12 protein-coding genes are annotated in these 11,261 nt (G+C 70.9%); 7 read left to right on the forward strand and 5 right to left on the reverse strand.

Translation table 11 applies throughout. From position 1 onward, the window contains the following. A partial coding sequence (locus tag QZ433_RS09995) for a LuxR C-terminal-related transcriptional regulator (protein WP_295782770.1) occupies positions 1-127 on the forward strand: 127 nt, incomplete at its 5' end. On the opposite strand, the gene QZ433_RS10000 is transcribed toward QZ433_RS09995, so the two are convergent. Further along, complete coding sequence (locus tag QZ433_RS10000; protein ID WP_295782739.1) at positions 112-858, reverse strand: hypothetical protein; 747 nt, start codon at positions 856-858, stop codon at positions 112-114. The two genes, QZ433_RS09995 and QZ433_RS10000, sit on opposite strands and share 16 nt — an antisense overlap. Positions 859-974: 116 nt before the next feature. Continuing rightward, a complete protein-coding gene (locus QZ433_RS10005; RefSeq protein ID WP_295782742.1) occupies positions 975-2,291 on the reverse strand; it encodes a D-alanyl-D-alanine carboxypeptidase in 1,317 nt (438 codons plus the stop codon). A 172-nt stretch (positions 2,292-2,463) separates the two neighbouring features. Here QZ433_RS10005 and QZ433_RS10010 point away from each other — a divergent pair, with 172 nt between their 5' ends. Beyond that, positions 2,464-2,634 (forward strand): CsbD family protein, encoded by a 171-nt coding sequence (locus QZ433_RS10010; RefSeq protein ID WP_136585266.1) that lies wholly within the window; start codon positions 2,464-2,466, stop codon positions 2,632-2,634. A gap of 85 nt (positions 2,635-2,719) precedes the next feature. After that, positions 2,720-3,688 (forward strand): aldose 1-epimerase family protein, encoded by a 969-nt coding sequence (locus tag QZ433_RS10015; protein WP_295782747.1) that lies wholly within the window; start codon positions 2,720-2,722, stop codon positions 3,686-3,688. A 57-nt stretch (positions 3,689-3,745) separates the two neighbouring features. Here QZ433_RS10015 and QZ433_RS10020 read toward each other — a convergent pair whose 3' ends face one another. Beyond that, positions 3,746-4,156 (reverse strand): glucose-6-phosphate dehydrogenase, encoded by a 411-nt coding sequence (locus QZ433_RS10020; protein ID WP_295782749.1) that lies wholly within the window; start codon positions 4,154-4,156, stop codon positions 3,746-3,748. A 171-nt stretch (positions 4,157-4,327) separates the two neighbouring features. Here QZ433_RS10020 and QZ433_RS10025 point away from each other — a divergent pair, with 171 nt between their 5' ends. Both QZ433_RS10025 and QZ433_RS10030 read left to right on the forward strand, forming a co-directional pair. Further along, the gene (locus QZ433_RS10025; protein ID WP_295782753.1) at positions 4,328-5,734 is read left to right on the forward strand and encodes a flotillin family protein; all 1,407 of its coding nucleotides are present in this window, start codon (positions 4,328-4,330) and stop codon (positions 5,732-5,734) included. 10 nt (positions 5,735-5,744) lie between these two features. Then, entirely contained in the window at positions 5,745-6,560 is an 816-nt protein-coding gene (locus tag QZ433_RS10030; RefSeq protein WP_295782756.1) for a DNA-formamidopyrimidine glycosylase family protein, read from the forward strand. 93 nt (positions 6,561-6,653) lie between these two features. Here QZ433_RS10030 and QZ433_RS10035 read toward each other — a convergent pair whose 3' ends face one another. Beyond that, positions 6,654-7,202, reverse strand: a complete 549-nt coding sequence (locus QZ433_RS10035; RefSeq protein ID WP_295782758.1) for a type 1 glutamine amidotransferase domain-containing protein — start codon at positions 7,200-7,202, stop codon at positions 6,654-6,656. 167 nt (positions 7,203-7,369) lie between these two features. Between QZ433_RS10035 and QZ433_RS10040 the strand changes: the two genes are divergently transcribed. Next, complete coding sequence (locus QZ433_RS10040) at positions 7,370-7,507, forward strand: hypothetical protein (RefSeq protein WP_270352896.1); 138 nt, start codon at positions 7,370-7,372, stop codon at positions 7,505-7,507. Between the two features lie 64 nt (positions 7,508-7,571). On the opposite strand, the gene QZ433_RS10045 is transcribed toward QZ433_RS10040, so the two are convergent. After that, positions 7,572-9,065, reverse strand: coding sequence for an MDR family MFS transporter (locus QZ433_RS10045; protein ID WP_295782764.1), 1,494 nt, complete (start codon positions 9,063-9,065; stop codon positions 7,572-7,574). A gap of 190 nt (positions 9,066-9,255) precedes the next feature. Between QZ433_RS10045 and QZ433_RS10050 the strand changes: the two genes are divergently transcribed. Then, positions 9,256-11,199, forward strand: coding sequence for an ABC transporter ATP-binding protein (locus tag QZ433_RS10050; RefSeq protein WP_295782767.1), 1,944 nt, complete (start codon positions 9,256-9,258; stop codon positions 11,197-11,199). Positions 11,200-11,261 lie beyond the last annotated feature (62 nt).

Raw genomic sequence — 11,261 nt, forward strand, 5'->3', positions numbered from 1 at the left:
GGTCGCCGCGGCGCTCGGGATCACCGAGCGGACGGTCAAGGCGCACCTGGGCAGCATCTTCCGCCAGATCGGCGTCGCCGACCGCACGAGCGCGGCCCTGTGGGCGCGCGATCACCTCTCGGGCTGAGTCCCGCTCGCTGCGGGGTGCGGATCCACCTCTTCGCGGGCTTCTCGTGAAGGACCGGCGGGATAGGCGACCTGGACGGCCACGCGCTCTGCGTCGCGCACGTCGAGAGGCCCGTGCGTCCCCGATGCGCCGCTACGTCCACCTGTTTCCTGCGACAGGCCTTCGCGCGGTCGCCAGCGCCACCGGGTGCCGAGCCCGTCCGAGAATTCCACGAGGTCGACCGAGCGATCTCCCGCTACCGTCAGCGGATCGAGGATCTGCGTGGACCGCACGGGCACCGGGAGGCGCTCCCAGGTCGAGCGCGGATACCCGATTCGGTGCTGCACGAAGAACTGCCCGGGGGGAAGGACGTTCATGTGGATGACATGCTTTCCTCCTGCGGGGGGAGTCACATGGACGTCAACGTCATAGAAGACGGAGAGCGCCGCGCTCTGATTGGCGATGATCACCCCGTAGCGGAGCGGCTCTTCGCTCCGGTCAGCGGCCCACCACGCCGCGACACTCCCTGCGATCAGGCGACGGTCGCGCTCGGCGTCTGCGGCATCACGATCGCGTTCACGGGCCTCTGCGGCGTCCGCCGCGGCTTTGGCGTCCTGGCGCGTCTGCTCGGCTGTGCGATTGGCCGCCAGGCCGAAGCGCAGGGCCCACACGCTCAAAACGGAACCCGCTACGGCCGCGACCGCCGCGACGCAATCTGAGACCGACCCCAGGTCGACATCGAAGATCTGCACGCCCCGACCGTACCGAGGTGCGTCGACCGAGTCATCGACTCAACGGCGAACGTACGGCGTGAGGGCGAAGATTCATTCTCAGCCTCACCTGGCGGAGGTGTCGACGCCCGCGAGCGTCAGCCCAATTCACCCGGGTGGGTCAGGCGCCACCACAGGGTCGGCTCGCCGAGGTCGCCCGAGATCTTCACGTTGGAGGCCGCCGACCGGGTTCCCGCGGTCCAGGTGATCCGGCCGACGACCTCGCCCTCGGCGTAGGTCTGCGGTGCGGAGGTGGCGAGGTCGACCGTCACCGGGGTGTCGGACCACGTCCGCAGCTTCTCGCCGCGCGCGAGGACGAGGGAGGCCTGCGATCCCCACGCGGTGGAGATCTCGCCGATCTCGTCGCCGACGGCGCCGACGGTGACATCGTGGAAGCCGTCCTTCAGCGACTGCAGCATGCGGACCACGTCGGCATCGGTGCTGTCGTGGGTGTCTCCGCCCAGGCGCACGCCCACGATCTGCAGCGGGGCGTCGATGCCGACGTCGAGCGTCGAGGTGAACAGCAGGTTGAAGGTGCCGTCACCGAGGTTGCCCGTCTTCAGTCCCGAGATGCCGAGCGTGCCGAGCAGGTCGTTGGTGTTGGTCACGGTTCCGGCGCCCTCGACGCTGACCGAGCGGGTGCTGGCGAGCGCGGCGATCGTCGGGTCGGCGGCGGCCAGGCGGCCGAGCGCCAGCAGGTCGCCGACGGTGCTGGTGTTGCGGGCGTCGAGGCCCGTGGCATCCACGATCCGGGTGTTCTCGAGACCGTTCGCGCTCAACCACGACCGCGCGGCCTGGACGAACGCATCCTCGGAACCGAACCCCCAGCGCGCCACCGCGACGGCGTAGTTCGCCGACGAGGGCAGCAGCATGGTCGCCAGGGCGTCGTGCAGCGACAGGCGCAGCCCGTCGGGCATGCGCGAGATCACCGCGTCGCGGACGTAGAACTGGTCGTACAGGTCGGTGTCGGCCTCGGTGAAGGCGATCGTGGGACCGGGGTCGGTGGCGCTCTCGAGCGGATGCGCGTCGAGGACCACCAGCGCCGTGATGAGCTTCGTCACGCTCGCCATCGGCAGGGGCGAGCCGTCTCCGGATGCCGCCAGCACGCCGTCGGCGTCCGTGGTCAGGAACCCGTCGCCCCCCGATACGGCCAGCATCGCCTGACCGGTCCCGGGCATCGAGACCGCCGCGGCCGGCCCCGGCGCGACGGCGGGGGCCCGCGACGTCACGGTCGGAGCGGGCAACGCCGCCGCCGACGCCCACCACACGTAGCCGCCGCCGCTGCCGAGCACGGCCAGCACCACGGCGAGGAAGACGAGCAGGGCGATGCGTCCCGCCCGACCGTCCGATCGCGTCGGCCCCGGAGCGTCGTCGAGCAGGCCGGCGAAATCGTCGAGTGTGTCCGGCGTCGTCATGACGTCGTCCCGGCGTGCCGAATGAAAGCGTTCCCCCCGCGCATGCTTCGAACCTAACCCGGGGGCGTGCCTCACGACGAGCGGAATTTCAAGCCCCCCGGCATCCCGAAGCCCCCGACCTAGCGTGAAGGCAATCGGGAGATACCCGAAGACCACACGGGAGGAGCCGACCATGGGACTCGACGACAAGATCAAGAACGCCGCTGAGAACATCGCTGGCAAGGCGAAGGAAGCTGCGGGCAAGGCGACGAACAACGAGCGCCTCGAAGCAGAGGGACAGGCCGACCAGACCAAGGCCCACGCCAAGCAGGCCGGCGAGAACGTCAAGGACGCCTTCAAGTAAGCCGCCCTCCCCGAATGCCCCGGCCCTCTGGGTCGGGGCATTCGTCGTGTTCGGGGGGTGCGCGCACACCCGCGATAATGACGGGATGACCGCTGCCGTTCCCACCGAGACCCCCACGTTGGTCTCGGGCACCCCCGTCGTCCTGCGCGCCCACGGCTACGAAGCCGCGATCGCCAGCGTCGGCGCGTCCCTGCGCTCGCTCACGTACGACGGACGCGACCTCGTCGTCGCCTTCGCCGCCGACGAGCTGCGTCCCGCCTACCGCGGAACCACGCTCGCCCCCTGGCCCAACCGGGTGGTGGACGGTATCCATCGCTTCGACGGCAACGAGCACCAGCTCCCCCTCACCGAGCCGAACCGCGGACACGCGCTGCACGGCCTGCTGTCGTGGGTCGATTGGAGTATCGCGGAGGTCTCGGACGACGCCGTCACCCTCTCGGCGACCGTCACCGCGCAGGCTGGCTACCCGTGGTGGCTCGTGGTGTCGACCACGTTCCGGCTGAATGCCGAGGGCCTCACGCAGACGGTGCGCGCCACCAACCTCTCGGACACTCCCGCCCCCTGGGGCACCGGTCCGCACCCCTACCTGGTGGCCGGCCCGAGTGCCCTCGACGCGTGGAGCCTGACGCTCCCCGCCGACACCGTGCTCGAGGTGACCCCCGACCGCCTGGCGCCCGTGGCCCTCGCCCCGGTGACCGTCGACGCCGAGCGGTTCGACTTCCGCGCCGAGCGCGTGCTGGGTGCGGTCGAGATCGACCACGCGTACACCGGATTGATCCGGGATGCCGACGCCCGCGCCACCGTGACCGTCACCGACCCCTCGGGCACGGGGGTGGCCATGAGCTGGGGCGCGGACTGCCCCTGGGTGCAGATCCACACCGCCGACCTGCCCACCGGTCCCGGAACCCCGGGACACCGCGCGGGTCTGGCCGTCGAGCCGATGACCTGCGCCCCCGACGCGTTCAACGACGACGCCTACGACTTCGACACCGGAGTGGTGTCGCTGGACCCGGGTGCCTCGCACGAGGCCGGGTGGACCATCTCGGCGCGCTGACCCGCGAGAACGACGAACCGCCCCGGAGAGATCCGGGGCGGTTCGTTCCGCTCGGGCTCAGACGACCTGCGCGCCGCACATGCCGCAGTCGCCACCGGCCGAGACCTCGACGAAGCAGTCGGGGCACATCGCCCGCGTGGGGCGATCGGTGATCGGAGTGGGCTTGGGGCTGGTCACGCGGCGTTCCGCCTTGGGGGTAGCGGCACGAGCGCGGCGCTGCTCGATGGTCGGGGCCGGGGGCGGCGGGGGCGCGGCCGGCTTGTGCAGCTCGCAGTAGAACCGGACGAAACCGCCGTGGTGCTTCGGGTGACGGTGCTTCACCGCCCACAGCTCGGTGCGCTCGTACAGCGGTCCGTCGGCTCCGCAGGCCACGCAGCGCGTGGCCTCACCGGGCACGACGTCGGCGACGAGGACGGGGGCATCGAAGCGGATGGCGTCGCGCCAATCCTGCGACGAGACGATCTTCATGGGGGACCCTTCTTCGGCGGTTCGGGCCGCCTCACCCTCAACGGTACGCTCCCGGCCACCCCGGCGGGACCGTGGTTCGTGCGTGGAAAGGCTGGACAGCGCCCGCGGGGCCCCGGATAGGTTGGAAAGAATTCCCCGTGCCGCGCGAGCGGCACCCGTCGAAGGAGAAGCATGGAACTCGCCGCTCTCGGAGCAGTCGGCCTCATCGCCGTCATCGTCGTGGTCGTCGCGGTCGTCGTCATCCTGGTCCTCGCGCTGGTGGTGCGCGGTTGGTACCGCGTGGCCAAGGCCGACGAGGCGCTGGTGATCGTCGGCAAGCGGCAGAAGAGCGCCGACGGCGAATCGTCGCGCATCACCGTCATCACGGGCGGCGGCGCGATCGTCAATCCGCTGACGCAGCGCGGCGAGATGATCTCGCTGCGCGCGCGCCAGATCAAGATGGAGCCCACCGCGCAGTCCTCCAACGGCGTCACGGTCAACGTCAGCGGCGTGGCCCTGGTCAAGATCGGCTCGGACCCCGAGTCCGTGCGCCGTGCGGCCGAGCGCTTCGCCTCGCAGGACAAGGCGATCGAGCAGTTCACCACCGAGCAGCTCGAGGGAGCGCTGCGCGGGGTCGTGGCCACCCTGACCGTCGAAGAGCTCATGCGCGACCGGCAGCGCCTGTCCGACCAGATCGCCGAGGGCATCAAGGCCGACCTGTCGTCGCAGGGCCTGATCCTCGACTCGTTCCAGATCCAGGGCGTCACCGACGGCAACGGCTATATCGCCGCCCTCGGCGCCACTGAGGTCGAGCGCGTCAAGCGCGAGGCCGAGGTCGCCCGCATCAACGCGGTGCGCGAGATCCGCGCACGCCAGATCGCGACCGACGAGGCGAACCTCATCGAGCAGACCAAGCTCGACAAGAACAGCGCCGCGGCCAAGGCCGAGGTCGGTCGCGCCAACGCGGAGGCCGAGCAGGCCGAGGCACTGGCCCGCGCCGAGCGCCGCCAGGCGGTGCTCGAGCAGGAGGCGCAGAACACGCAGGCACGCCTCGAGTCCGAGGTCAACCGCGTGGCCGACGCCGACCTGTACCAGCGTCAGAAGAACGCCGACGCCGACTCCTACGCGCAGATCAAGGCCGCCCAGGCCCGTGCGCAGATCGCCGAGCAGGAGGCGTCCGCCGTGCGCGTACGCGCCGAAGCCGATGCCGAGTCGGTGCGCCTGGCCGGTCAGGCCCGCGCCGAGGCCATCCGCGCAGAGGCCGAGGCGTTGTCGCAGAACCAGGAGGCCCTGCTCGCGCAGCGCGCGCTCGAAGCGCTCGTGCCGATGATGGCCGAGTTCGCCAAGGGATACGACCGCGTCGGCAACGTCACGGTGCTGGGCGGCCAGGGGGCCAGCGGCCACCTCGCCACCGAGTCCGCGACGGGGCTGCGCTCGTCGTTCGAGGCGGTCAAGGCGGCGACGGGCATCGACCTGACGCAGATCATCCAGGGCCGCGCCGTGGCCGAGGCGTTCGCCGAGACGGCCCGCCGCGAGCCCGTCGCCGAACCGGCGCCGTCGTCGGCCGATCCGTCCTCGTCGGCCGACACCGGCGCCTGAGCCACGCCCCATGCCCGAGGCACCCGAGGTCGAGGCGCTCGCGTTGTTCCTGCGCGAGCGCCTGACCGGGCACGCGGTCGCCGGCATCGACCTCGTGGAGGGCCGGGCGCTCAAGACGCGCTCCCGGCCCCTCGACGAGCTGGTCGGCCGGAGCGTCACCGCGGTGCAACGCTTCGGCAAGCACATCGACGTCGATCTGGAGGACACTCACCTCGCGCTCGGCTTCGGTCGGGCGGGCTGGGCCACCTGGGCCGAGACGACCGAGGCCGCGGTGGCAGCGCCGGACGGCGCGGCGGTGATCGCGCGTGTCGTCTTCGATCACGGCATCCTGGGCATCACGGATGCCGGCGACTGGCTGTCGGTGCAGCTGCACGTGGTCGACGCCCCCGACGAGGTGCCGGCGGTGACCAAACTCGGTCCCGAAGCGCTCGACCCGGCGTTCTCGCGCGAGACGCTGGTGACGGCGCTGGGCGGTCGGCGCAAGCAGCTCAAGGCGCTGCTGCAGGAGCAGGAGAGCCTCGCCGGGATCGGCAACGCCTACTCGGACGAGATCCTGTTCGCGGCGGGGCTCGACCCCGTCTCGCACGCGGCGGGTCTGACGGATGCCGAGATCACCCGGCTCTGGACGGCGCTGCGCGACGTGCTCGGTGGGGCCGCGCGCGACCGCCGCGACGTGCCCATCGCCGAGCAGAAGGCGGCGAAGGTCGCCGCGATGAAGGTGCACGGCCGGACGGGCGAGCCGTGTCCGGGCTGCGGCGGGCTGGTCGAGGACATCCCGGGGACGAAGGGCGGCGGGCAGTGGTGCCCGTCGTGCCAGCGCGGCTGAGGCCCCGACCCGGAAGCCCTGCGGGTGCGCGGAATGACCGGCCGCACGACGAAGGGCCTCGGACCGCGGTCCGAGGCCCGTGTGGGCACAAGCTCAGGCGCTCTGGCCGGAGTGCTTCCCCTCGGCGACCTCTTCGACGAGCTTCGCGTTGAACGCGGGCAGGTCGTCGGGGTTGCGGCTCGAGACCAGGCCCTGGTCGACGTGCACCTCTTCGTCCACCCACGTGGCACCCGCGTTGCGCAGGTCGGTCTGCAGGGTGGGGTAGCTCGTCAGCGTGCGGCCCTTCAGCACGTCGGCCTCGGTCAGGATCCATCCGCCGTGGCAGATGACGGCGACCGGCTTGTGCTGGTCGAAGAAGTCGCGGGCGAACGACACGGCATCCTTCACGATGCGGATGTCGTCGGCGTTCTGCACACCACCGGGCAGGACGAGCGCGTCGAAGTCGCCCGCGGAGGCACCGGAGACCGCCAGGTCGACCTTCTGCTCGTGGCCCTTCTCGCCGCTGATGCTGCCCTCGGTCGGAGAGACCAGGACGGCCTCGGCTCCGGCGGAGGTCACGGCCTCCCACGGGCTGGTCAGCTCGCTGTCTTCGAAACCATCGGTGGCCAGGAACGCGATGCGCTTGCCGCTGAGATCGGTCATGAGTACGCCTCTCTTCGTTGTGGGTGGGGTGCTCCCACGGTAGGAACCCGCCGCGCCGGGTGTCCGGGGGTTGCGGATGCCGGGCGCCGGGGTTAGCGCGGGGGTGTGGCCACGGACCCGGCAGTGCTCCGGAGCCCACCCGCGCGCGCAGGCGTAGCATGGAGCGCATGTCCGGAGAACCCACGACCGACACCGCGAGCGCGGCCCGGCCTCTCATCACCCTGCTGAACGCTCCCGCCGTCGACACCGACGACGACACGCGCCCCGCCTCGCAGTGCTGCGGCGGCGGTTCCTGCTCTCTCTGACCGGTCGACTCTCGACGCTCCACCGGCGGCGGAGCCGAGATGGCTGCACCGCCCCGGCGCCGCGTCAGTGCGCGACGACGGGAGCGTCGCTCTCTTCGCTCTCGGCCGGCTTGCGGACGAAGCACGAGAGCACGACCGCCGCGGTCGCGATGATGGCTCCGACGAGGAACGAGACGTGCACGCCCGAGGCGATGGCGCTCGCCTGATCCGCGCCCTCGGCGAGGGCGGAGCTCGAGAACACCGTCATGATCGCCACGAATCCGGCTGTCCCGGCCGCGCCGGCGACCTGCTGAGCGGTGCCGACGACCGCGCTGCCGTGCGAGTACAGGCGGCGGGGGAGTGAACCCAGGGCCGACGTCATCAGCGGGGTGAAGACGAGACCCAGTCCGAGGTTGAGAGCCAGGTACACCGTCACGATCCACCAGACGGGCGTGGTCTGACCGAAGGTCAGCGCCATCGTCCAGAGGACGGCGGCGGCGATGAGCATGCCCGGGATGACCAGGGGAGTCGGGCCGAAGCGATCGAACAGGCGTCCCACGATCGGTGCCATGACACCCATCAGCACGCCACCCGGCAGCAGCATGAGCCCCACGGTGAGGCTGCTGAGCCCGAGCGCCTGCTGCAGGAAGATCGGCAGCAGGATCAGCGAGCCGAAGAGCGCCGCCATCACGATGGCGACCAGCGGGACGGCCAGACGGAACGACGGGCTCCGGAACACCCGGAGGTCGAGCAGCGCGGCGTCCGCGCGCTGCAGACGCAGCTGCCGGATCACGAACACGGTGACGAAGACGACACCGACGGCGAGGGGGATCCAGACCGGAATCGAGGCGTGGCCCGAGGCCGACTCGCCGATCGCGCTCAGGCCGAAGACGAGACCGCCGAAGCCGAGGGCCGAGAGGACGACCGACAGCTTGTCGAACCGCGCGTCCGGCCGGGTCTCGGTGACGTTGCGCACCCACCGCGCACCGAGGGCGATCGCGACCAGGGCGATGGGCAGGATCAGCCAGAAGATGGCGTGCCACGTGAGGGCCGACAGGATCAGCCCCGAGACCGTCGGCCCCACGGCGGGTGCGACGGCGATCACGATGGTGACGACGCCCATCACGCGCCCGCGTTTGTTCGCCGGCACGAGGTTGAGCACCGTGGTGAACAGCAGCGGCATCATCACGCCGGTGCCCATCGCCTGGATGATGCGGCCGGCCAGCAGGACGCCGAACGCGGGGGCGACCGCGGCGATCAGGGTACCCAGGGCGAAGACGCCCATCGCGGCGAAGAACACCACGCGGATCGGGAAGCGCTCGAGCAGGAAGCCGGTGAGAGGGATGACGACCGCCATGGTCAGCAGGAAAGCCGAGGTGAGCCACTGGCCGGTGGCGGCGCTCACCCCGAAGTCGGCCATGATCGCCGGAAGCGCGACCGACATGGTCGTCTCGTTCAGGATCACGACGAACGCGGCGACCACGAGCAGGGCGATGACGGGTCCCGGACGGGGCGACGCCGCCGCGGGGCCCGCGTCGGGACGCGTTCGGGAGACGGGAATGGTGCCGGTGGCGGCCATGACGAGGTCCTGTTCGTGCGGGGGGCTTCGGTGGTGCCGCGAGAGCGACTGCGAGGAAGTCAACGGCCGGTGCTCCCGCGATATTCCACCGTCGAGGAGAAGACCTCGGCGGGCGCTGCGAGCCTAGCGGGCACCTCCGACACCGCCCAGGCCCGAGCCGGTGTCGGTGGCCGGACGTAGGCTGGCCCGCATGAGCATGCACGGAGGCGGCGGAAGCATGTTCCGCGGAGTGGATGCCGACATGCAGCGTCGGCGCAACGCGCAGGCGCCGCGCGTGCCCCACCTGTGGCAGCGGGTCGTCGAACTGTTCCGGCCCTACCGGTGGCGGATCGTGTTCACGGCGCTGCTGGTCGTGGTGGGGGCGGCGGTCGCCGTCATCCCCCCTCTCCTGGTGCAGCGCATCTTCGACGACGCGCTCTTCCCGATCGACGGCTCGAGTCCCGACCTGCGGCTGCTCGCCGTGCTGGTGAGCGTGATGATCGGGCTGTTCCTGCTGTCGGCCGGACTGAATGTGGGGCAGACGTGGCTCACGGCGACGGTCGGAAACCGTGTGACCGGCGACCTGCGCACCCGCCTCTTCGAGCACCTGCAGGCGATGGAGCTCGGGTTCTTCACCCGCACCAAGACCGGCGTCATCCAGTCCCGCCTGCAGAACGACGTCGGAGGGGTCTCGGGGGTGCTCACCAACACCGTCACCAGCATCCTGGGCAACGCCGTGACGGTGCTCGCGTCGCTCGTGGCGATGATCCTGATCGACTGGCGATTGACCCTGATCGCGGTCGCGCTGATGCCGTTCCTCATCTTCGTGCAGCGGCGCGTGGGCCAGGTGCGGGCACGCATCGCCGGAGAGACGCAGGAGTCGCTGTCGGAGCTCTCGGCGATCACGCAAGAGACGTTGAGCGTGTCCGGCATCCTCCTGTCCAAGTCCTTCAACCGCCAGCGCACCGAGTCCGCCCGCTTCGATGCCGAGAACGACAACCAGGTTCGGCTGCAGGTGCGGCGCGCGATGAGCGGTCAGGGCTTCTTCGCCGTGGTCCAGGTCATCATGTCGAGCGTGCCGGCGGTCATCTACCTCGTCTCGGGCTACCTGATCGGCGGGGGTGCGGGAGCGATCACGGCGGGCACGATCGTCGCCTTCACGACCGTCCAGGCGCGCCTGCTCATGCCCCTCATGGGTCTCATGCGCGTCGCCCTCGACGTGCAGACGTCGTCGGCGCTGTTCGCGCGCATCTTCGAGTACGTCGACCTGCGTCCCGCGATCGTGGACGCGCCCGACGCGATCCCGGTCGCGGCGGCGCCCGGGCCCGTGGGGCGCATCGAGTTCCGCGACGTGCGGTTCCGCTATCCGGACGCCCCCGAACAGGCGCGGCCGACGCTCGACGGGGTGAGCTTCACCGTCGAGCCCGGCCAGCACGTGGCCTTCGTGGGGCCGTCCGGCGCGGGCAAGACGACCATCCTCTACCTGACGCCGCGCATGTACGAGACGAGCGGCGGGGCGGTGATGTTCTCGGGTGCAGACGTGCGATCTCTCGAGCAGGCGTCGATCATCGACGAGATCGGCATCGTCTCGCAGGAGACGTATCTGTTCCACGCCACCGTCCGCGAGAACCTGCGCTACGCCCGTCCCGACGCCACCGACGCCGAGATCGAAGAGGCCTGCCGGGCGGCGAACATCCACCACGTCATCGCCGGTTTCGAGGACGGCTACGACACGGTGGTCGGCGAACGCGGCTACCGCCTGTCGGGTGGCGAGAAGCAGCGGGTCGCAATCGCCCGGGTGCTGCTGAAGGATCCTCCGGTCCTCCTTCTCGACGAGGCCACCAGCGCGCTCGACACCGTGTCGGAACGCATCGTGCAGGAGGCCCTCGAGACCGCCTCGCACGGGCGCACCACGCTGTCGATCGCCCACCGGCTGTCGACCGTGATCGGCGCCGACCGTATCCACGTGGTGGATGCCGGTCGCATCGTCGAATCGGGTACGCACACCGAGCTGCTCGCCCAGGGCGGCCTGTACGCCAGCCTGGCGGCCGAACAGCTCGCCGCGTCGTTCGTGCTCGCCGAGGAACGGCGCGACGAGGCGGGTCTCGCCCCCGCCGCCCTGCCCGCTCGTCGCGCGGACGAAGCACCGGCCTGACCTCGACAGCACGTGCGCCGCGCCCGCGTGCCACCGGGGTCCGTCGATCGACCCGCGTTCAG

Source organism: uncultured Microbacterium sp. (assembly GCF_913776565.1).
GTDB lineage: Bacteria > Actinomycetota > Actinomycetes > Actinomycetales > Microbacteriaceae > Microbacterium.